This is a genomic window from Rhodococcus sp. T2V (assembly GCF_029269925.1).
Taxonomy (GTDB): Bacteria; Actinomycetota; Actinomycetes; order Mycobacteriales; family Mycobacteriaceae; genus Rhodococcus_F; species Rhodococcus_F koreensis.
In genome coordinates, this window is sequence record NZ_JARJBD010000003.1 from 126,044 (window position 1) to 148,605 (window position 22,562).

General features: G+C 71.6%; 13 protein-coding genes and 2 pseudogenes. 4 read left to right on the forward strand and 11 right to left on the reverse strand.

The genetic code is table 11. From position 1 onward, the window contains the following. Positions 1-14: 14 nt before the first annotated feature. A pseudogene (locus P3H15_RS04095) lies at positions 15-425 on the forward strand (DoxX family membrane protein); the annotation flags it as partial. Positions 426-462: 37 nt separating this feature from the next. Here the strand turns inward: P3H15_RS04095 and recD are convergent. The 4 genes from recD to P3H15_RS04115 all read right to left on the reverse strand — a co-directional run bounded on the left by recD (position 463) and on the right by P3H15_RS04115 (position 10,108). After that, a complete protein-coding gene (recD, locus tag P3H15_RS04100; RefSeq protein WP_276136071.1) occupies positions 463-2,331 on the reverse strand; it encodes an exodeoxyribonuclease V subunit alpha in 1,869 nt (622 codons plus the stop codon). Continuing rightward, entirely contained in the window at positions 2,328-5,630 is a 3,303-nt protein-coding gene (locus P3H15_RS04105) for a UvrD-helicase domain-containing protein (protein WP_276136072.1), read from the reverse strand. Before P3H15_RS04105 ends, recD begins: the two co-directional genes overlap by 4 nt. Continuing rightward, a complete protein-coding gene (gene recC / locus P3H15_RS04110; RefSeq protein WP_276136073.1) occupies positions 5,627-8,893 on the reverse strand; it encodes an exodeoxyribonuclease V subunit gamma in 3,267 nt (1,088 codons plus the stop codon). Before recC ends, P3H15_RS04105 begins: the two co-directional genes overlap by 4 nt. A 117-nt stretch (positions 8,894-9,010) precedes the next feature. Continuing rightward, positions 9,011-10,108, reverse strand: a complete 1,098-nt coding sequence (locus P3H15_RS04115; protein ID WP_276136074.1) for a GIY-YIG nuclease family protein — start codon at positions 10,106-10,108, stop codon at positions 9,011-9,013. 135 nt (positions 10,109-10,243) lie between these two features. Between P3H15_RS04115 and P3H15_RS04120 the strand changes: the two genes are divergently transcribed. Continuing rightward, positions 10,244-10,513 carry an ANTAR domain-containing protein gene (locus P3H15_RS04120; protein WP_276136075.1) on the forward strand — a complete coding sequence of 90 codons (270 nt, stop codon included), beginning with the start codon at positions 10,244-10,246 and terminating at the stop codon, positions 10,511-10,513. Between the two features lie 113 nt (positions 10,514-10,626). Beyond that, positions 10,627-11,133, forward strand: coding sequence for a hypothetical protein (locus tag P3H15_RS04125; protein ID WP_276136076.1), 507 nt, complete (start codon positions 10,627-10,629; stop codon positions 11,131-11,133). 12 nt (positions 11,134-11,145) lie between these two features. On the opposite strand, the gene P3H15_RS04130 is transcribed toward P3H15_RS04125, so the two are convergent. Beyond that, the gene (locus P3H15_RS04130; protein WP_072940334.1) at positions 11,146-11,418 is read right to left on the reverse strand and encodes a hypothetical protein; all 273 of its coding nucleotides are present in this window, start codon (positions 11,416-11,418) and stop codon (positions 11,146-11,148) included. 129 nt (positions 11,419-11,547) lie between these two features. Between P3H15_RS04130 and P3H15_RS04135 the strand changes: the two genes are divergently transcribed. Next, positions 11,548-11,631, forward strand: coding sequence for an Rv1535 domain-containing protein (locus P3H15_RS04135; RefSeq protein WP_241031662.1), 84 nt, complete (start codon positions 11,548-11,550; stop codon positions 11,629-11,631). Between the two features lie 47 nt (positions 11,632-11,678). Here P3H15_RS04135 and P3H15_RS55470 read toward each other — a convergent pair. The 6 genes and pseudogenes from P3H15_RS55470 to P3H15_RS04165 form a co-directional block, all read right to left on the reverse strand. Next, positions 11,679-15,428 (reverse strand): annotated as a pseudogene (locus tag P3H15_RS55470) (cation-translocating P-type ATPase); the annotation flags it as partial. 539 nt (positions 15,429-15,967) lie between these two features. Then, the gene (locus P3H15_RS04145) at positions 15,968-16,291 is read right to left on the reverse strand and encodes a hypothetical protein (protein ID WP_276136077.1); all 324 of its coding nucleotides are present in this window, start codon (positions 16,289-16,291) and stop codon (positions 15,968-15,970) included. Positions 16,292-16,503: 212 nt separating this feature from the next. Further along, positions 16,504-18,237 carry a dihydroxyacetone kinase subunit DhaL gene (gene dhaL, locus P3H15_RS04150; RefSeq protein WP_276136078.1) on the reverse strand — a complete coding sequence of 578 codons (1,734 nt, stop codon included), beginning with the start codon at positions 18,235-18,237 and terminating at the stop codon, positions 16,504-16,506. A 9-nt stretch (positions 18,238-18,246) separates the two neighbouring features. Next, positions 18,247-20,193: an FAD-dependent monooxygenase gene (locus P3H15_RS04155; RefSeq protein WP_276136079.1), complete on the reverse strand. Its 1,947-nt coding sequence runs from the start codon at positions 20,191-20,193 to the stop codon at positions 18,247-18,249. A gap of 1 nt (position 20,194) precedes the next feature. Continuing rightward, complete coding sequence (locus P3H15_RS04160) at positions 20,195-21,508, reverse strand: MFS transporter (RefSeq protein WP_276136080.1); 1,314 nt, start codon at positions 21,506-21,508, stop codon at positions 20,195-20,197. 136 nt (positions 21,509-21,644) lie between these two features. Continuing rightward, complete coding sequence (locus P3H15_RS04165; RefSeq protein WP_276136081.1) at positions 21,645-22,556, reverse strand: LysR substrate-binding domain-containing protein; 912 nt, start codon at positions 22,554-22,556, stop codon at positions 21,645-21,647. Positions 22,557-22,562 lie beyond the last annotated feature (6 nt).

The window sequence follows — 22,562 nt, forward strand, 5'->3', positions numbered from 1 at the left end:
CTCAGGAGACCGACATGGAACCCTTGATCGCCCTCGTCGCCGTCACTCTGGCACTGCTCGCCGCGGGCGCGGCCGGTGTGCGCCGGTTCCGGCCGTGGCCTGTCGCCCTGCGGGGTGGACTCGCGGCCATGTTCACACTGACCGGGATGGCCCACTTCTTCGGACTGCGTGCGGAACTCGTCGCCATGGTTCCGCCGTCCCTGCCGAACCCGGGCCTGCTGGTGACCCTGACCGGTCTGCTCGAACTGGCCGGCGCCGCCGGACTGCTGATCCGGCGCACCGCGCCGTGGGCGGCCGGGTGCCTCACCGCCCTGCTGATCCTGATGTTCCCGGCGAACGTGTACGCCGCCGCGGAAGGACTGTCGACGGGACCGTTCGAAGCGCTGATCCCCCGCACACTGCTGCAGGTCGTGTTCCTGTCGGCGACGCTCGCCGTCGCGATCTCGTCCGTCCGGGGCCGGGCTACGGAATCGCCCTCCGCAGCCCACTCGCTCGCAGCACCCGGCGCTGCACTCCCGCCCGCACCGCATCCTCGGTCCCGATGATCCGCACGTGCTTTCGCGCACGGGTGATCGCGGTGTACAGCAATTCGCGGGTCAGCAGCGACGACGCCGCGCCGGGCAGCACCACGGTCACGGTGTCGTACTGGCTGCCCTGGCTGCGGTGAATCGTCATCGCGTACACCGTCTGCACCGCGGACAGATGCGCCGGATGCAACAGGAACGGTTCGCTGCCCCGAACGAATGCGGCGAACAGCTCATCATCGTCCCGACGCACGATCACCCCGGTGTCGCCGTTGTAGATCTTCGTTTCGTGATCATTGGCGGTCACCATCAGCGGCTGGCCCGGATACCAGCGATCCGGGTCCAGTCGCTGCCCCGTCGACTCCCCGATCCACTCCATCGCCTGCCGCGCCCACCGCTGCACGCCGTACGGACCTTCCCGGTGCGCGCACAACAGCCGGTGTTCCTCCGAATGCTGCAGTGCAGCAGCGGCATCGCCGGATTCCGCGGACCCCGTGACCGCGGCGGCCGTCGCCACCACGTCCGCCCGCAGTGCGTCCAGATCTTCGGGTCCGTGGAACGACACCTCCGGGGCACCGCGCGACAGGATCTCCACGACCTCGTCCGGCTCGCCTTCCCGCACCGCGACGGCAAGCTGAGCTATTGCGCCGCCGAAGCGCCGCCCGCGGCTGAGCCGGACCACGCCGCCCCGCAACCTGTCCCGCTCGCCCGCACTCAGGGCGGCTTCGAGCGGGTCGTCGGCGGCGTCGAGGTCGTCGCCGACGATCCTGGCGAGCACCGGATTCTCGGTGCCCGACACCGGCCGGGCCACGAGATCGGCGAGGACCGCGCCCGCGTCGACGGACGTCAGCTGATCCGGGTCCCCGACGAGCACCAACTGCGTGTCCGGGCGGACGGCCTCGAGGAGCCGGCACATCATCGTCAGCGACACCATCGACGTCTCGTCGACCACGATCACGTCGTAGGGCAGGTGGTTGTTCGCGTTGTAACGGAAGCGGCTGCCGCGTCCACGCTGCCAGCCCAGCAGCCGATGGAGTGTCATCGCCTTCAGTTCGGTCGGCAATCCGAGTGCGTCGGCCTGCTCGCGCACCGACTCCTGCAACCGCGCGGCGGCCTTCCCGGTGGGTGCCGCGAGCGCGATACGCCGCCCCGGCCCGGGCTGCCTGGTCAGCAACGCCAGCACCCGGGCGACGGTGTGGGTCTTGCCCGTTCCGGGTCCGCCGACCACCACCGACGTCCATTCGGTGGCCGCGACCGCGGCCGCGATCCGTTGTCGGTCCGGCGACGGAGCCGGCGCCGTCTGGTCGTGCTGGTCGCGGAACAACGCGTCCAGCCCCTCCCGCAGCGACTGCTCGTCGACGAGGGGATACCCGACGGCGCGCTGGTCGAGAACCCGCCGGATGGTGGCTTCCTGCCGGAAGTACCGGTCGAGGTAGAGCAGCCCGCCCTCGGCCGTGTCGACGAGCCGCAGCGGTCGGAGCGGTCCCGCGGGACCACCCGTGACCAGCGGGCTCCGGCGCAGTGCCGCGACGACGGTGTCGTCGTCCGGCCAGGGCAGGGCGTCGAGATCGACCTCGGATTCCTCGTCGACGGTGACGTCCCGGAACCGCGTCAGGTCCAGGCACACCGAGCCGGACCGGACCGCACGCACCGCCAGCGCCGTCGCCAGCACGACGTCTTCCGAGGATTCGCCACCGAGCGCCGACAACCGCAGCGCGACGTGCACGTCCGCGGCGGCCAGCACCCCGGCCTCGTTGAAGATCCGCAGCATCCCCTTGCCGCGCTGCGCCACCTGCACCTCGGTCATCGCGCCGCCTCCGGTGTGGAGGCCGACCCGGACAGCAGGTCGGACAGCTCGGTGATCAGCGCGGCGGGCGGTGCCCAGTCGAAGACTCCGCAGCCCGGTGGTGTGCCGGGCCCGACCATCCCGCGGACGAACAGGTACTGCACACCGCCGAGGTGCACCGCCGGATCGTAGTCCGGCTGCCGCCAGCGCAGATAGCGGTGCAGCGCAACGGAATACAGCAGGGCCTGCAGTGGATAGTGCGCCCGCAGCATTTCCGCGGCCATCCTCTCGCGGGTGTAGTGCGCGGTGGTCAGGTCGCCCTGCGCGAGACGGTTGGTCTTGTAGTCGACCACGACGTACCGCGGTCCGGGCAGACGCAGCACCGCATCGATGCTGCCGGTGAGGTATCCGCGCAGCGGGGTCGGTTCGAGTGTCTGCACGGCGTCGGCGTACGACCGGAGTGGGTCGTCGTCGGGAAGGTGGGTGCGCAGCAGTCTGCCGACGCCGTCGAGCATCACGGTGAGCGACGGCGTGTCGCCGCCGGCGAGGGGCAGTTCGAAGTCGAGTTCCGCCAGCAAGTCTGAGGGTGCCAGGTCGGCGAGTGCCCCCGCGCCGAGCGGAGTGCGCAGCACCGGTACCAGTGCCGCGGCGAGCTGGGCCGGATCGACGTCCGACAGGGTCGACGCGATCACGTCGCGGCAGCACCGCAGGACTTCGTCGTCCAGATCGGGTGCCGCGGTGTCGACGATCTCGAAGACGGCGTGGACCAGCGTGCCGAATGTCGCGCCGCCCGGCAGTTCGTTCATCGTCGACGGCAATCCCGCGGTGACGTCGTCCGGCGCGTGCAGCGGCGGTTCGTCCGGCTCGTCCGTCTTCTCCTCGACCTCCGCTTCACTGCCGACGGCGGGCGCGTCGTGTGCGGACGCCGTCAGCGCCGAATACGACGTGCGACGCCACCTCGTGTCCAGCAGCCGACGGAACCGCGCGGCCTCGAGGTCGCCGTTGGGCTCACGCTGCGGTGTCCAGCCGACGCGCGGGATGGGTTCGGAACCCACCGCCTCGACGGTCACCGTCTCCGGCGCCGCCGTGCCCCAGGCGGACAACCGTTCCGCGACAATAGGATCCTCGGGGACGGTGACCTTCTGCGGGACGTCCCGCTGCCCGGGCTGCCGACCCAGAATCATCCGGTGCAGCGGCGCGCCTGCCGTCGTGAACGCCGGCGCCCACCACAGCACGAGCCCGCACATCGCCCGGGTGACCGCGACGTACAGCAGCCGCAACTCCTCCCCCGCCTCTTCGGCGTCGTGCCGGTTCCTGCGGTCGGCGTAGCCGGGGCTGCCCGGGCCGCCGACGTCGAGGACGCGTCGCCCGCCGTCGTCGTGCAGAAGCAGTTTGCTCGGTTTCGAGATCGTGGCGGCGTCCCACGCGTACGGCAGGTAGACGAGCGGGAATTCGAGGCCCTTGCTGGCGTGGACGGTCGCGATCTGCACCGCCGCGGCGTCGCTGTCGAGCCGTCGGCTGCGGTCCACCCCGCCCGAGGTCGGATCCTTCATGCGTTCGGTGAGCCAGCGGGTGACCGCCGTCAGGCCGAGCGACTGCTCGACGGCGGCACCGTTGAGCAACTGAGCCACGTGCCGCAGATCGGTCAGCGCCCGCTCGCCCGCCGCCAACCGGAGCAGTCTCGCCTCCAGCGCGCCGACCGCGGACAGTCGTTCGAACAGGGCCGCGAACCCGGACTGCGCGAACACCGAGCCGAGCTCCCGGAGCTGCCCGCCGACCTCCGCGACGATGTCATCGCCACGGGCGTCGAGTTCCTCGGCCGTGTGGCCGAGCAGAGGGGTGAGCGCGGCCAGCCGCACCCGGTCGGCGCGGTGCGGCTGCTCGATGGCCTGCAGGATCCAGAGCCACTGCTGCGCAGCGGGAGTGGTGAAGACACTGGCCCCGCCGGCGAGCACGGACGGCACCCCGGCCCGGTCGAGGGCGTCGTGGACCAGGGTGATCTGGGCGTTGGTGCGCACCAGGACCGCGATGTCACCGGGCTCGACGAGTCGGACGCTCCCCCCGACGCACAGTGTCGCGCCGCCGTCGAGGAGGGCCACGACGTCGGCGGCGAGGTCTGCGGCGATCTTCGTCCGGAGCTGCCCCACCGCGGGGTATCCCGACTTGTTGATCGGCCCGGCGCCGGTCCGCGGCAGGTACCGCAGCCGCAGCGGCACCGAGCCCGTCAGGCGCGACTTCGGCCTCGCACCGTCGACGCGGTGCACCACGATCTCGGGATGCCCGAGTGCGGCGCCGCCGTGCAGATAGTCGAGGCCGTCGAGGAGTTCCTGATCGCTTCGCCAGTTGGTGGTCAATTCCTGGTGCCGGTCGGCGGAGCGCACCGCGTCCAGGTAGCTGAGCACCTCGGCGCCGCGGAACGCGTAGATCGCCTGCTTCGGGTCGCCGACGAGCACCAGCGTTCCGCTGTCGTGGAACGTTCGGCGCAGGATGTCCCATTGCAGGGGGTCGGTGTCCTGGAACTCGTCGACGAGCACGACGCTGTAGCGTTCGCGGACCCGCCTGCAGGCCGCCGCACCGTGCTCGGGATCGCTGAGGACGCGGTGGAGGAGCATCGGGAGATCGTCGAAATCCCGCAGCCCCACCGCGCGTTTGCGGCGCGCGACTTCGGCGCGGACCGCCTCGGCGAACGCGACCCGATCTCCGGCCGGGGTGCCCCGCGCATCTTCCGGGGCGAGCACGGCCTGCGGGTCGAAGATGGCGGCGCGGGCAGCGGTGGTGGCCTCGGCGGGTGTGAAGGGCGCGGAGTCGGCGCGACCGTACGCCCGGAGGTACAGGTCGGCGATCGCCTCCGTCGTGAGGTCGTCGGCGGCCTCGACGAGCACCGTGTCGGGGTCGCGTTCACCCGCGATCCCGAGGCCGTCGAGCATGCGCTGGCAGAAGCTGTGGGTGGTGACGATGGTGGCGGCGTCGAAATCCGACAGTGCCTGCAGCAGGCGCCTGCGCCGGAGCGTCACCTCGTCGGCTTCGGCCTCGGCGAGGTGCCGGATCACGTGGTCCACGCTCAGCCGCGCGGTCGCAGGGTCGGCCAATGCGGCTGCGGCGGAACCGAATCGCTCACGGGTGCGTTGCCGCAATTCCTGCGTCGCCGCGCGGCTGAACGTCACCAGCAACAACTGCGACAGGTCGACACCGCCCTCGGCGACGAAGCGGACGGCCAGCCCGACGATCGCGTACGTCTTGCCGGTGCCGGCGCTCGCCTCGAGCACCGTCGTACCCGCCGGCAGCGGACCGAGCAGGTCGAAGCCTCGCGCGCCGGTCACGGCTGCGCCACCGTCTCCGCAGCGAGCAGTGGCGCCCACAGTTGCCGGGCGTAGTTCTCGATCGTCACCGCATCGCCGAGGACGTCGATGCCGGGCGAAGCCCCGTACACGTACGTGATGTGGCGGTCGCGTGCGTCACCGAAATCACTGCCCCATTCCTTCCGGGCCGCCTCGATCGCGTCCTCCATGCTGCTGCCGCCGTGCCGTCGCTCGGCGTAGGCAGCCGACGCGCCCGTGGCGATCGGCAACGGCGCGTGCAACCCGAGATCGCGCAGTTCGACCAGTCGCACGAGTTCCTCCCGCGCGTTCTCCGGCGCCGTCAGGGTCGAGCGCCACGCCGGGCGGCTGTACGAGCCGCGGCCGGTCGTCACGGCCGTCCAGTCGGTGTCGCCGTCGCGGTCGGCGGCCGCGACCGCCAGCAACTGGGCCCACGCGGTGAGGCGGTGTTTCGGACCGAGCCTCGAATACGTGGTGCTCGCGATCACCGATCCGTGCACACCCCCCACGGTGCCGGTGAGGCGCCGTCCGTTGCCGAGATCGACATCGACGTCGACGGTCTCCGCGCGTCCGACGTGCACAGACCCGCTGACCGCGACGAGCGACTCGACCGCGTGCTCGATGTCGCCGAGCACCGACTCCCCCAACTTGAACGGCGGCAACGTGCCCCGGCGCCACTCGGCGGCGCGGAAGTCGGCCGGTTCGGTTCCCGACAGTCGCGCGACGAGCATCCGCTGGCCGAGGTCCCAGCGGGCGAGCGGATCGGGCGCCACGTCCAATGCGTCGGCGAGGTCCTCGTCCACGTCGGGGACCCGCAACCCGAGCCGTTGCCGCAGGAACGCCTGTGTCGGGTGCACCAGGAACGCGACGAGTTCCGCGAGGTCGACGTCCTCCGGCGTCGGCGGCACCAGCGGCGCCGGCAGGAACGCGGGTTCCGGTTCGGGTGGATGCTGCGCGGCGCGGGCACCGGCCAGTGCCGCCCGGTCGAAACTGAACGGACGCTCGGGCCGGAAGTTGCGGGCGTCGAACGGCTGCAACGGATGCCGGGTCACGATGCCGGGGAGGGCATCGCTCCCGACGGTGGCCGCGACCGCGTCGAGCAGTTCGGACAGCGGGATCGCGGGAGGCCGGGTCATGCCGGTGACGGGGTCGGCGCCCGTGTAGAACAGCAGGAGCTTCTCACTGGCGGACATGACGGCGTCGAGCAGCAACTGCCGGTCCTCGCTGCGCGGATCACGTTCGCCGAGAAGAGGATTGCGGGACAGCACGTCGTCGCCGTCCACACTCACGCCCCGCGGGAACACCTCGTCGTCGAGCCCCAGGAGGACGACGACGCGGTGCGGCACCGAGCGCATCGGCACCATCGTGCACACCGTCAGCTCCCCGGTGCGGAAGTTCGCGCGGGTGGGTCGTCCCGCGAGCCGGGTGGCGAGCATGGCGCGCACGTCCGACAGTCGCAGGACCGTGTCGCCGCCGTGCTCCGTCGCCGCCCCCAGTTCCCTTCCGGCCTGCGCCAGTTGCCACGTGTCGGCGGCGCCGACGTCGACGAGCAGGTCCAGCGCCCGGGTGAGCGCGCTCGACCAGTCCGCGACCGACTGTGGCCCGGCGAGCCCGCGCAACGCGACGTCGAGGCGGTCGACGAACTCGGCCAGCCTCCCGGTGAGGTCGATGTCGTTGCTGTCGACGTCGTCGAGCGGGAGAGCCAGGGCGAGCCATTCGCCCGCGGACTCGTCGGCCGCGGCGCCGAGCAGGATGCGGTCGAGTGCGGTGGTGAACGTGTTCTGCGGGAAGTCACCGAGTCCGAACGCCGCGCGCTGCCGCGGCCCGATTCCCCAGCGGGCACCCGTCGCGGACGCCCATTCCCGGATCCGTTCGAGGTCGTCGTCGCCGAACCGGAACCGCCTGCGCACCGGGGCGGCCGCCGACAGGTCCAGAATCTGACTCGCCGTCACCCTCGCGTCGGCGAGTTCGAGGAGGCTGGACACCACGGCGAGCACCGGATTGGTCTGGTGCAGGGCCCGATCAGCGAGGCGGACCCGCAGACGGTGACCGGGGTGCCCGAGCACGTCCTGCCCGAACGCGGCCCGGATCAGCGGCGCGTACGACTCGACGTCGGGGCACATGACGAGCACGTCGCGCGGTTCGAGAGTCGGATCGTCCTCGAAGAGATGCAGAAGGCATTCGCGCAGGACCTCCACCTGACGGGCTGGCCCATGGCACGCGTGGACCTGCACGGACGCGTCGGCGGTGCACTCGGCGAGCGCCGGCGCCCGGTCGTCCCGGACATCTGCCTGCAGGCGCCCCAGCAGAGAGTCGGGCGGCGGGGGTCCCGCGTGGTGGAGGTCCTCGACGTCGAGGCGGGTCAGTCTCGACTCGAGTTCGCGGACGTCCCGCGCCAGGCTCGACAGCAGCGGGTGGGCGACGGACAGGGCGGTGTGGTCGTCGGCGCGCGCGAGGACGCCGTCCGCCGTCGACAACGACGACCACAACGCGGGACTCGGATGCGGAAGCCACAGGTGCACATCACGATTGACGGCCAGGGCGGCGAGAACGGCGATCTGATCGGTCGCGAGGCGCGTCGGACCGAACAGCGACAGCCTGCCGGGGAGGTCGACGCGGCCCGGTTCCTCACGTAACCGGGCGCAGGCGGAGTCGAGGCGCTCGGCGGGCGCGGGGCCGCCGATCCTCACACGCAGCCGCCGCCACAATTCGGCCTGCCACAGCAGGTCGTCGTCGAGTGGGCCGCCCGCACCGTCGGTGTCCCGGCCTGCCGCCCAGTCGACCAGCATCGCCGGCCGCTGCGCGGCGTAACTGCGGAACAGTTCGGTCAGGTGCGAGGCGGTGGCGTAGCGCCTGCCGGGCCGGTGATCGTCCGGGTCGCCGTCGGGGCGGCCGTGCCCGAGGTGTTTCGCGAGGACGGCGCACCAGGGCTCGCCGAGGCAGTCGTCGACGACACCGAGCAGCACCCACAGCACCCGGGACGAATGCCACGGGTCGTCGTCGGCGGCCACTCCGGTGGCCGCGGCCAGGCACTCGTCCACGAGCCGGGCGGGTGACGGGAAGTCGATGTTCGCGGCCACCCCGTCGCCGACGCCGGGCCGGGCACCGAGCGCGGTCGAGAGTCGCTGGGTGAGCCAGCGCTCCACGCCCTTCGCCGGGACGGCGACGACCTCACGCGCGAACGGATCGGACAGCGGGGTCGCGAGCACGTCGCCGAGAGCCGACGCGAGAGTGGTGGAACGCTCGGCGCGATGCAGGACGAGCACGTGGCCTCCCTTCGCTCCCCAACTCCGGTCGGCTCAGACTTACCACACCCCACCGACTCGGGAGGCCACTCCGCAGGTGAGCGGCAAAGTGTGCCGGGGCACGCTTTGCCGCTCACGTCAGCGGCCGGGGCGGGCCTGGGTGAGGTGCGGGACCCAGCCGTGGGTGGGCCACTTCTTCAGGCCGACCTTGGCGGGGACGATCCGCTTGTTCACGAACTGGCTCTCCAGTTCGGTGTCGGACTCGCCCGTGAACCGCCACAGCGCCGCGTCGCCGGGTCGTGCCACCGACGACCACGACCTGGCCCGGTACGCGGCCCGAACGATGTTGTCCGCGAACACGATCACCGGGATGTCGTCGGTGTTGCGGACGGCGGCGCCCGCCGCCCAGGCACCGCGGGACAGTTCGTACACCTCCTCGGACGTCACGCCGCGCCGGGACGCGGCGGGCACCTCGAGGACGACGCAGGGGGTGGGCAGATTCGGCACGGGTTCTGCTGCGTACTGCAACACGAGGTCGTCGACGGGTACGGCCCGCTGCTCGCCCGCGCCGCCGGCGAGGTTGCCGAGCTCGGCGCCCTCGACGAGCCCCAGCGCTCCCACGACTCCACCCCGCACCGCGTCGGCGACGCCGCCGGTGTCCGCGACGCGATGCGCCACGATGTAGTGCTCGACCTCGTGTCCCGAGTCGTAGATCTCCCGGATGCGGGCGATCGTCGCGGCCTTCACCTCGGCGCCGTCGGTCTCCGGATCCTCGAGCGTCTGCCGGTGCTCGTTCTCGGCCAGCGCCTCCCACACGTACCCGTACACCCGGGTGCCCCGTCCGGAGCCGACGTAGAACACCGACCTGTTGCGGGGGTCGAGGAGCGCGTAGACGTAGGTGCCGAGTTCCTCACCCACCCGTTTCGGGAACGGCCGCGGCGCATGGCGGGTCTGATACACCTCTTTCAGGATCAGGCGCAGCGCCGCCAGTTTCAACGCGACGGGGACCCCGCCGTCGATGCCGTCGAACAGTGCGGTGGCGGCGCCCTGCACGGAGGAGAAGGTGTGCCCGATGTGCCGTTCGAGGGACTTCGTGACGTCCGCGAACTGCGCGAACCGCAGCCGCGGGTCGGGGGACGCGTTGTCCAGGTCGTTGGACGCGAGGAAGGTCTGGACCTCGGCATTGTCGAGCCAGCGAGAAGTGATGTCGATCGGGATCGTCCAGACGGTAGCCATGCCCCTACCGTAAGGGAAAACCTCGGTGAAGAACTCGGACGACTAATACACCGGGCGATTCGAACTCTTTCGACGTCGTACCCGGTGCGGGAAGATGGAGTGGTACCCGTTCCGACGCAGGTTGGGAGAACATTCATGACGACGCCCAGCTACTCCACCCGCACGGCGGTCGACATCGCTGTCGGCATCCTCATCGCCTTCCGCGGCTGCTCCGAGAACGACGCGTTCACCGAACTCGCGGAGACGTCCCGGCAGCACAAGGTTGCCCTCGCCCGCACCGCCCGCGCGTTGATCGCGTTCATCCAGACCCATCACGGCGACCTTCCCGCGTCCGACGTCACCGTTGCGGCTCTGCAGTGGAGCCACGCCACTCCGTACCGCGGCGCGTTCGGCACGGCGGCATGATTTCGGGCGAAGTCTGAGAATTCTCTGGCTTCGACGGCGCGACGCTCCGCAAACCTTCAGACTCGATGTGAGACCGAACGACCTGCGCACCGAGATACGAAGAGGTAACTGAGTTGACGATCCGCAAGATCACGGTTGCCGCGGTAGCGATCGCCGCAGCCCTCACGATGTCCGCCTGTGGTTCCGACGAGTCTTCCGGCTCGAGCGGGACCACCACGTCCACGACCACCGCAGCGGCCGAGACCACCGCCGACCTCGTTCTGCCGACAGCCGCCGACCTCAACGCCCTGCTGGCGAAGGGCCTCGACCCGGCCACCCCGCTCGACCAGAAAATCGCCATGGTCGAGGGTTCGGAGCAGGATCCGAACCTGTTCAACCAGGTCGCCGCCGCCGCTCAGCAGGCGGGTGCGCAGGTTCAGGTGCTGGACCCGGTCATCGACAACGGCGACGGCAGCGCCAGCGCGCAGCTGCAGTTGACGATCAACGGCCAAGTGCAGCAGAACACCCTGCCCGCCGTCTTCGTGCCTGGCGAGAACGGGACGTGGAAACTGTCGAAGGCGACGGCCTGCTCGATCGTGGCGATCGCGCAGCTGACGTCACCGGCCTGCCCGCCCGCCTGATCCGGACCCGCGTCACACGCCTTCCAGCGCCTCCCCGATCTCCTGGACGGCCCGGTTGTGCTGATCGGTGATCAGCACGTGTCCTGCTGCGATGGTCAGCGCAACCGGCCATTCGATGATTTCGACGGCGGCGAGCAGGCCGATCGCCGCGAAGAATGCCAGCTGCTCGGGGCGCGGCAGCGGCACCCTGCCGAGGATCGGTAGCTGCACGGCGAAGCTGTGGGCCGCCTGCACCCGCTGGACGGCGTCGCTGTGCGACTGCGCCTCCGACGTTCGTTGGGCCATCGTTCGTCTCCCTTGTGCGTGCCGTTTTCCGGTCAGCCACCTTGACCGTGAACCGTGTCGGGTGTGCTGAGTGCCGTCGCCCAGACCGCTGCCGGTGTCTTCTCCGGTGCCGCGGACCCGTTGACCGGGGTGGTCACCCGGGTACTCACCCCACCGCTCCGGGAGGTGTACGCCGTGCTGCTGCGGGCGGGCGTGATCGAGATCGTCGACTGATCGCCCGCAAGCTTCTCCACCAGCCACGGTGCGAACGCGGCTGCCGCGGTCGCCGCACCCGCGCATCCCAGCGCCTGGGCCCACCCGATCGGTCCGAGCGGGGTGCATCCCAGGAGCTGACTGACCCCGGGCGTACTGACCATCACGGTGAGCGCGGCGAGTGACCCACCCGCGGTGAGGACGACGAGCGGGCTGCGCGAATCGATGAGCGTCTGCCCCAGCTGCGTTCCGACCAGGGCGACCAGCCCGACCGTCGACGCCCGGCGTTGCCTGCCGGTCATGCTCGCCAGCGCCCACGCCGTCGTCGCGCCTGCCGCGGTGGCGGCGCCGCGGATCGCGACGGTCCGCCACAGCGCCGCACTGTCCGGTCCGCGGCCCTCCCCCCGGGTCTGTTCGTTGGGCGGGCTCACCGCGAGTGCGGCTGCCGGCAGGGCGTCGGTGAGCACGTTCACCAGCAGAAGCTGACGCGCGGTGAGCGGTGACCGTCCGGCGATCGCGCTGCCGATCAGGGCGAACGCCACCTCCCCGGCGTTCCCGCCGAGCAGCACTGCCACTCCGGCCTGCACCCGCCGCCACAGCTGACGGCCTTCGTCGAGGGCGTCGCGCAACGCGTCGACGCGGCCGTCGAGGAGCACCACGTCCGCGGCGCTGCGTGCGGGGTCGCTGCCGCGCGAGCTGACGCCGATCCCCACACTGGCGGCCCGGATCGCGGCGGCGTCGTTGGCACCGTCGCCGACCATCGCGCACACGTGACCGACGCGTTCGAGGGTCTGCACGATCTGCACCTTGTGCTCGGGCGTCATCCGGGCGAAGACGACGCACTTCTCGACGGCGTTCTCCTGCCCCCGGTGCGACAGGGTGTCCCATTCGGTGCCGCTGATCACCTGCTCGGACGACACGGGCAGTCCCAGCTCGCGCGTGATGGCGGTGGCCGTGACGGGATGGTCGCCCGTGATCAGCCGGACCCCGACCTGGAGGCGTTCCAGGTCGGGAAGCAGTCCGGCCGCCTCGGGGCGAGGGGTGTCGGCCAGCCCGAGCAGTCCGACGAGTCGCAGCCCGCCGCCGCACAGTTCGTCGAGTACGTCGGCGTCGTCGGCCGCGCGTCGCGACTGGAATGTCGTGACGGTCCGGCGGGCGACGGCGATGACGCGCAACCCGTCCGCGGCCATCCCGAGCACGGTGTCGTGGACGTCGTCGGCGTCGATTCCGGTGCACGCGGCGACCACGACCTCCGGTGCACCCTTCAACGACAGGTGCGTGCCCGACAGCGAGGCGGAGTAGGGCCGCCCGGACCGGAACGGAAGATAGCTGCGGTGCTCGGCCTCCGGTGGCAGCAGGTCCGTTGCGGCGTCGGCGATCGCGACGTCGGTGGCGTGCGCGGCCGGACTGCCGTCGCGGGTGAGGGCGCTGCGGCCCGCGCACCTGAGCACGTCGTCGCGGTCGAAACCCGGCTGCGGAACAGCGGAAACCACCCGTAGGCGGTTCTCGCTGAGGGTGCCCGTCTTGTCGAAGCACACCACGTCGACGCGGCCGAGCGCCTCGACGGACCGCGGCGCCCGCACCAGCGCGCCCGATCTCGTCAGCCTGCGCGCGGCGGCCTGCTGCGCCAGGGTCGCGACGAGCGGCAGCCCCTCCGGAACCGCGGCCACCGCGACCGCGACACCACTGGTGACGGCCTGCCGCAGTCCGGTGCCGCGCAGGAATCCGACGGCCGTCACCAGCGCCCCGCCCCCGACGCTGACGGGCAGAACCCGGTCGGTGAGGCTTCTGAGCTGCGCCTGCAGACCGACATGCGCCGCACTCGCCGGGGTGATCGCACCGGCACGTCCCGCTTCCGTGGCGTCGCCGACGGCGGTGACGATCGCCGTCGCCGTGCCGGTGAGGATCGTGGTGCCCGCGAACACCATGCAGGCACGTTCGCCGATGGGTGCGCCCGGGGTCGGCGACGTCTGCTTGCTCACCGGCAGCGATTCCCCGGTGAGCGAGGATTCGTCGACCTCGACGCCGGGTGCCTCGACGAGCCTGCCGTCGGCGGGCACCACCTCGCCGGGGCAGATCTCGATCACGTCGCCCGGCCGCAACCGCGACGCCTCCACCCGCTCCGTCACCCGGCTGTTCGGGGATCCGGCGACGCGGTGGGCGGGCGGATCCCCCGCCGCCAGCAACCTGGTCAGCAGTCGTTCCGCGTGCAGGCGTTGCACGGCCGACAGCGCGGCGTTACCCGCGAGCACCGATCCCACGAGCACCGCGTCGATCGGCGACCCCAGCAGTGCGCTCGCCGCCGATCCGGTGGCGAGGACAGGGGTCAGCGGATCCGACAGTTCCGTGCGCATCGCCCGCCCGAAGTCCCAGGCCAGGCCGACCGGCCACGCGGTGAACCGCCCGATCACCTCGACCGGGGTCAGCACCAGACGCACCGGGCGGGGCCGGGGCGTCGCGGCGTCCGCGTCGTCGTGCACGGGCAGCAGACGGCGCACCTCCGTCGCCGGCATCTCGTGCCAGGCGTGAACCGGGGCGGCCGGGGGAATTTCGGCCCGCAGCACACTGCGCGCGAGGGAATGTCCCGTCCACAATCCTGCCGCCGCACCGACCGTGACGGGCCCGGGTCCGCGCCCGCGCACTCCCGGCAGCATCACGAGCGCACCGAGCATGGACGCCGCCGTGGCGATCTCGACGCCGCGCCGACTCGCCGTCCGGGCGTCGGGCAGGGACCGCAGCACCCGCCAGACCCCGGCGAGGTCGTCGACCAGCAGGTCCGCACACCACGGCGGCGGGGCGCCGCCGGCGAGAACACCGATGCCGACGTCGGCCGCCGACAGGGCGTGCGGCGCGTGGCGGGCCACCACCGCGACCGTCGCGCCGTTCGCCTGCAACTGCGCGACGGCGTCACGGAGGTCCGCGTCCGGCGATCCGCTCGACGGGAGCAGGTCGTCGAACGCCGAGCGGAGTCCGCCGAGTCCGTCCACGTTCACCGACATCACCTGGGTGCCCGACGTGCGGGCCTGCGCGAGCACTGCCGCCGCGTTCGCGTGGTGGGCGGGCGTCACGAGGACGGCGGAATCCTCGTCCACGGCGGCCGAGCCGACGTCGCCCGGCAGGTCGGCGAGCGCGTGCCAGCCCACCCCGAGCGCGCCGGCCTCGACGGCGGACCGCGCGGCCTCCCACACCCTCGTCCGGTCGGCGTCCCGAACGGAACGGAGTCCGCTCACCCGTAGTTCCGCCGTGTGCAGCACCGACGGATCCACGACCACCGCGTCGACCCGGTCCAGGCGGCGCAGAGCGGCGGGTCGCAGGACCAGCACGGAGTGCCGGTCGGCGAGTCCGCGACCCAGCGTCGCGGCGAAGGCCTCCCGTGCGGTGCGGGCCGCTTTCGGCGCGGCGACCAGGGCCGCGTCCGCCGCGCCCGCGACACTGCGGGTCGCGACCCCCACCGCCGTCGCCTCAGCGAACTGCGCGATCGCCGCCCGGTCGACGTCCCGCTCCACCGGTCCGGACGTGCCGCGCACGCGGGCACGGCTGGCCGAGTCGTCCGCGGGGTCCCGGGCCAGTTCGGGTTCCCGGCGGTGCCACACCCGCCGGCCGGACCACGCCTCCGCCGTAATCGCAGACCGCAACGCCACGTCGACGGCGAGAGACGCCGGCGCACGCCGCAGCACGTCGCCGACGGCCTGAGCGGCGGCGAGCAGCAGTTCGGCGGCGTCCGGCCCGAGCCGGTTCTCGACCATGCCGCGCAGTCGCGGCTGATAGTTGACGAACGTGACCGCGGCGGCGGGCACCGCCGCCGGCAGGCTGGGCATCGGAAGCAGCCGGACACCTGCCGCTAGGACCAGGCCCGTCGTCGCGGCGGCCAGGGCAAGTGCCCGTTCGGCGAGTGCGACGTCGTCGCCGGGCAGTTCCCTGGGCCGGTCCCGGACGCCGCCGCGAGCGAGGGGGCGGGCGGCGTCCTCCGCGCGCGCGACCACCCGGCACAGCGCGGTCGCCGACGGTCCGTGGTCGCCGACCGTCACCACCAGCCGGGACAGCGCGCGGTTCAGTTCGGCTCCGTCCACACCGGCGGTCGCCCGGACCGCGCCGAGGACGGACGCGGCCACGTCGGCGCCGCGCGGACCGTCCAGTCCGCGGATCTCGATCCAGGCACGGCCGTGTCCGGAACTCGCGCGGCGGGCCGGGGTTCCGCCCAGCACCTCGGCGGTGATCTGAGTCGTGGTCCGTGCGGTGGTGGCCACCAGATCGGCGGCGACGGCGCCGCCGTAGGACGCCACCCCGAGTCCGATCCCGGCGCCGCGCACCGGCAGGGACGCGACAGCGGAGAGGTATCGACCGAGTCCCACGGCAGCTACTGTGCGGCCGACGTCGGGGCTTCGGTGTCGCGTGAGGTCCGGGACCCCGCGCCGAACTGTCGCAGCACGAGCGCCGCCCCGCCCGCGGTGACCAGCACCGGCCACTCGACCAGTCCCGCCGCGCCGACGGCGGCCAGGGTCAGCGCTGCGGCCGGTGTGGAATGACTTCCGCTCTCCATGCCGGCCCGGGCCCCGCTCGCCGCCCCGCGGACTCCGCCGACCACACCGCCGAGTGCCGCTCCTCCGACCGCGCCGACCGCACTCGTCGTCGCGGTCGCAGCACCTGTCACGGCGTTCACCGCGCCGTCGACGATTCGCATGATGAGCTCCCATCGGCCGTGGCCACTCCCGCCGGGGCACGGCGGATCATGTCTGCGATACCCACCTCAGGGTATTCTCAACCGCCGCGCACCGGAACGGATTTCAGGGAACTCTCAGATACTGTCGAATGCCGTTCTACTCCACAGACATTCGTTCACGCCGGTCGGAGCACCCACTTCTCACCCCGACTGCCGTGCCCCGTGCGCGGTGACTACCCGGCGCTGCGGGCCGCTTCCGCGGCCTCGGCGAAGAACCACGACAGCACGAGGGCGCCGGGGTCCACGACGCCACGCGCCGCCTCGCCGATGTAGCTGGCCCGGCCGCGCCGCGCGGTGATGGCTGCGGTCGCCTCGGCGCCGCGGGCGGCGGCGTCCGCAGCTTCGGCCAGGGCGTCGGCCGGATTCCTGCCCTGCTCGACGGCCGACTCGAGGGCGGTGACGGCGGGGTCGATGGCGTCGATCATCGTCTTGTCCCCGGGTTGCGCCCCGCCGAGTTCCTGAATCGTGTCGAGGCCCGCCCGTGCGGCGGCGGCGATCGCTGTCGTGTCCAGACCCTGCGGTGCGTCGGCGGCCACCCGGTAGAACTGCCGGAACCAGACCCCGAACAGCGCGCCCGACGTGCCGCCCGCGTGACCGAGGTAGGCGTCGGACAGTGACTCGAACACCGTCGCCGGGGAGTAGCGGTCGCGGATCCCGGCGATGTCGACGTGGTCGAGCGCGGCCACCATGTTGGTGCCGAAGTCCCCGTCGCCGGCCCGGCGGTCCAGGTCGGTGAGGTTCGCCTCCTCGGCGAGCACCTTCTCCACGAACGCGCCGATCCACGTCCCCACCGCCGCCCGGCCCAGCGTGTCGGCGGTGCCGGGCACCTCCGTTTCGTCCTCGCGGGAGGCGACATCCGACCGGAACTGCACCGCGGATCGGTCTGTGATGCCGCGGAATTCACCGGCCGGGGCGTTCGGCCATCCCGGTGCGGCGGTCGGTGCGTCCCACAGGTCGAGGAGGTCGTCGTCGCAGCGCACCAGCGTGACGGATGCGCCGTCCATGTCGAGGGCGGTGACGAAACTGCCGACCAGCGACCGCCGGGTCACCACGCCCCGCTCCGCGAGATGGTCGGCGAGTTCAGCGAACAGCAGTTGCAACTCCAGCGGATGGGCCGCGCCGAGGCCGTTGACGATGGCGATCACCGACTCGCCCCGCTGCACGCCGAGCGAGTCGAGCACGGGGTCGGTGAGCCGGCGAACCAGTTCGGCGGCGGGCAGTGCGTCGACCCGGTCGGTTCCGCGTTCGCCGTGGATGCCGATCCCGAGTTCGATCTGCCCCTCCGGCAGGTCGAACGACGGCGAGTCCGACCCGGGGACGGTGCACGCTCGCAACGCCACCGCCATGCTGCGCGAGTTCCGGGCCGTGCGTCGCCCGAACTCCGCGACGGCGGCGAGATCGTCTCCGCGGTCGGCCGAAGCGCCGCAGATCTTCTCGACCGCGATCGTGGCCGCGGTGCCGCGCCGTCCGGGCCCGTCCTCCCGCTCGGATGCGACGTCGTCGTCGACGAGCACGTGCTCGACCGTGATGCCGTCCTCTGCCGCCAGGTCACCGGCGATGCGGAAGTTGAGGACGTCGCCGGTGTAGTTCTTCACGATGTGCACGACCCCGCCGCCGGCGTCGACGGCCCGGGTGGCGGCCCGCACCTGCAGCGCGTTGGGCGAGCTGAAGATCAGGCCGGGGCAGGCTCCGGTGAGCATCCCCCGGCCGACGAACCCGGCGTGCAGCGGTTCGTGCCCGGACCCACCGCCGGACAGCAACGCGACCTGCCCGGACGGCAACGGCTCCCGGCGGGTGAGATAGCCCGGTTCCGGATGCCATTCGAGGTCGTCGGTGGTGGCGACGGCCCCGCGGAGTGCGTCGACGACGAAGGTCTTGGGTGAGTTCAGGAACTGTGCGCGCGCCATGCCCCCAGGCTAAGCGCCCGCATGTGAGTGCCGTGGCGTGCCGGAGCACACTTTGCCGCTCACGTGGGAGGCGGCGGCGAGCGCTTCCTCGAACTCCCGCCTGCCCGACTGCGATCCGAGCAGCAACGCGAGCCGGGTCAGGAAGCCCTCCCGGTCCGAGTCCCCCGCCTGGTCCAGCGCCTCCGACAGTCCCGTCCACACGTTCTCGCGCAGCAGTTCCTGCGGCGTCGCAGTCGTCTCCGTGTGCGCGGGGACGACACCGTGCACGGGGGCGGTCGCCGCCCGCAGGTGCGCGGGCACGTCGACGAGCAGCGACAGGTCGCGGACCCGGCACAGGACGAGTCCGTCCGGACGGATCACGAAGCATTCACCCGCGGACGCGCCGAGGGCCGTCGTGAGCGCGCCGTCGGGGTCGTCGAGGACCGTCAGGTCGTCCGCCGTGTCCACCGCCACACCCGGCGCCGGGACGACGACCGCGCGCACCGACTCGGGCGCCAGCGCCATCGACATCGCGGCGGCGTGGGCGGCGACGACGTCGGCACCGGCGGCGTCGACCCCGATGCCCAGCACCGCGAAACCCGTTCCGCGGACGCGGTTCAGCGAAGACTCCACCGATCCCCCGGCGGTGACGACGCGAACGCGGCGGTCCTCCATCGGATCCCCGGGCAGCACACCGGTCGTCCCCTCGGCCACCGGCCAGGTGAGCGGCGACAGGTGCGCGTGCGTGGCGCTCGACTGCCGCGGGTTGATGAGGTGACCGAACTCCGGGCGGGTCGTGGCCAGCGCCAGTACGGCGTCACGGGTGGTGCGGTAGCCGTGGCTGCCGGGCGACATGATGAGCGTCGACTTGCCCGCGTTGTCGACGTTCTGTTGCCAGGCGCCGCGCCGCTCGGCCGAATATGCCTGCAGCAGTGCGTGGTCCGCCGTTCCGTTGACGACGGCGGCCAGAGTCCAGGCGAGGGTCTCGGCGTCCTCCATCCCGGAGTTCAGCCCGCGGACGCCGAAGATCGGAACCAGGTGGGCGGCGTCGCCGGCGAACAGGATCCGGCCGTGCGTGAAGTCGTCCAGCGCGAGCGCGTGCGCGCGGTAGAAGCCGTGCCATTCGAGGGTCCACGGCACGTCGTTCTCGAGCCAGTCGAGGTGCCGCGTGATCCGGTCGCGGATGCGGTCTTCCTGCGTCTCGAGTTCGGCGTCGTCGTAACTGTCGAGTTGGTAGTCGATGCGCCAGATGTCGCGGGGCTGCCGATGCATGATGATCGTCGAGCCGGGGTTGCTCGGCGGGTCGAACCACACCATCCGCTCGGCGGGCAGCGCCGATTCCCAATGGATGTCGGCGATGACGTAACTGCCCTCATAACTGTTCCCCTGCAACCGGATTCCCGCCAGTTCGCGCATCCGGCTGCGACCGCCGTCGGCGGCGACGACCCATCGTGCGCGGAGCCGGCGCACGCCGAACGCGGTGTCGACGTCGAGGGTCACGTCCTCGTCCGACCGCAGGACCCCGGCGACGCTCGACGACCAGTGGAACGTGATCAGCGGGTGCGCGAGCAGGGTGTCGGTCATGATCTGCTCGATCTCGGACTGCGACACGTTGACCATGGGCCCGCGGACGTCGTGCTCGCCGTGCGCCATCTCGAAGTGCAGCACCTGCTCGTCGCGGTAGAAGCTGCGCCCTCCCACCCACGGGAGCACGATCTTCTCGAGTTCGGGTCCGAACCCGAGCCGGGCCGCGACCTCGAGGCTGTGCCGGGAGATACAGATGGCGCGGCTGCCGAACGACACCTGGTCGGCGGCCTCGAGCACGGTGACGGGGATGCCGCGCTGCGCGAGGCCGAGCGCGACGCCCATGCCGACCGGGCCTGCGCCCACGACGACGACGGGCAGGGCCTCGTCGGTCTCACTGGTCGTCGCGAACTCCGTCGCCGCGTATTTCTGTGGCTGAAAGTAGGTGGACATGTCAGGAGGCCTCCGCATTTCGTGCGATCGTGTTCGTTTCCGGCAGCATCAGGATCGAGCCCAGGCTGACGACGGCGATCACCACGAAGTACGCGCTGATCGCGACGGAGGTCCCGAAGGCCCCGAACAGCCACGTCGCCAGGAACGGTGCGAGCCCGCCGCCGAGGATGGCGCCGATCTGGTAGCCGAGCGACGCACCGCTGTAGCGGATGTGGGCGGGGAAGAGTTCCGCGAACAGTGCCGACTGCGGCCCGGCGGTGGTGCCGAGCACCGCGGCCATCACGATCATCGCGAGCAGCATGACGGGAATCGACGCCGTGTCGATGAGGGGGAAGAACACCGCCGCGACGATCACCAGCGCGACCGAACTCCACGTGTACACCCGGCGCCGGCCGAGGACGTCGGACTTCCAGGCCGACACCGCCATGCCCGCCATCCAGACCGGGCACGCGACGATCAGCAGGGTGAGCATCGTGGCGCGGCTGTAGCCGAGTTCCTCGGTGCCGTACGTCAGGACGTACACCATGAACACGTAGGCGATGCCGTTGGTCGCGACGAACGTGCCCGCCGCGAGCAGCACCGTCCGCCAGTTCCTGGTCAGCACCTCGACGATCGGCATCTTCACGATCGTGTCGCTCTCCTTGGCCTCCGCGAACGCCGGGGACTCGAACACGCCGAGCCGAATCCACATCGCGACGCCGACGAGCACGGCGCTCATCAGGAACGGCACCCGCCAGCCCCACGTCTGGAACGCGTCGTCGGACAGCAGCTGGGTGACGGCGAGGAACACGACGTTCGCCATGATCACTCCCGCCGGAACGCCCATCTGCGGCGCCGCGCCGTACAGTCCGCGCTTGCCTGCCGGGGCGTGCTCGGTGGCCATGAGCACCGCGCCGCCCCATTCGCCGCCGACGCCGATGCCCTGCACGAACCGCAACGCGACCAGCAGGATGGGCGCGGCCACCCCGATGGCCTCGAAGTTCGGGAGCAGTCCGATGCCGACGGTCGCGGCGCCCATCATGGTCAACGACAGCACCAGCATCGACTTGCGCCCGATGCGGTCACCGAAGTGACCCATGACGACGCCGCCGATGGGGCGGGCGATGAAGCCGACCGCGAACGTGGCGAAGGCGGCGAGGGTTCCGGCGAACGTCGACGCGCCCGGGAAGAACTGCGGTCCGATCACCAGGGCCGCGGCGGTGCCGTAGATGAAGAAGTCGTACCACTCGATCGCGGTACCGACGAAGCTCGACAGGACTGCCCTACGCGCTTCCTTGTGGGACACCGCCGGTGTCGCCTCGGTGATTGCCGTCATCGTCTGCCTTCCCGGTTCTGCTGCGCGCACACTCATCGCGCTACCGGAAAACAATGACCCCACTCACATACGTCTGAAAAGCGGGACTATCCCCGCATGAATTGCAGAAAATCCGTGGAAGGCACGAAGGCGCAGTTCAGGACGTGACGAACCGGATGAACGCCCGCGCCACCCGGCTCAGCGTCGCCTCCTGATGCCACGCGACGACGACGGCCACCGACGCCGGTTTCGGTTCGGCGATCGGTTTCACGACGACGGGCAGGCCCTCGTACGTGACGTCCACGCGGGGCCGTTGCAGCAGCAGCGTCCACCCGAGACCGCGCCCGACGAAGGCCCGCGCCGTCTCGAAGTTCGCGGTCCGGTACGCCACCCGGGGCGCGAACCCGGCCTCCCGGCAGACGTCCATCGCATGGTTGGTGCTCGGCGGCGCGTCCAGCAGCACCATCGGGTGCGCCGCGAGATCCGCGAGGCGTACCGGCCCGTCGGCGCCCGCCAGCGGATGATCCGCCCCGAGCACCACCATCGGCTCGCGGGTCATCAGCGGCACGGTCTGCCAGTCCGGGGGCAGGTCGAGGTCGTAGACGATGGCGACGTCGAGTTCGCCGCCCTCGAGCTGCGTCCGCAGCCGGTTCTGGGTGTCTTCGCGGAACTCCACGGACGCACGCGGGTACTCGGTGGTGAACGCGTACAGCATCGACGGCAGGATGGTCGGGCCGAGCGCCGGGTAGCAGCCGACGGCGATCGGCCCGGCGACGACACCGCCCGCACCGGATGCGTCGGTCTGCAATTCCCCGGCCTGCTGCAACAGGGCGCGCGCCCGCGACAGCACCGCCTCCCCCGTCGGGGTCAGCTGCACACCGCGGGCCCGCCGGCGGACACACAACTGCGCCTTCAACGCCTTCTCCAGGTCCGTCACCGCCGCGGACAACGCCGACTGCGACAGGTGCATCCGCTCGGCCGCACCACTGATGGTCCCGGTCTCCGCCACCGCCACGAACGCCGCCAGCTGGCGCATCGTGTACACGGGGACGTTGTCGGGACGGGGCATGCAAGA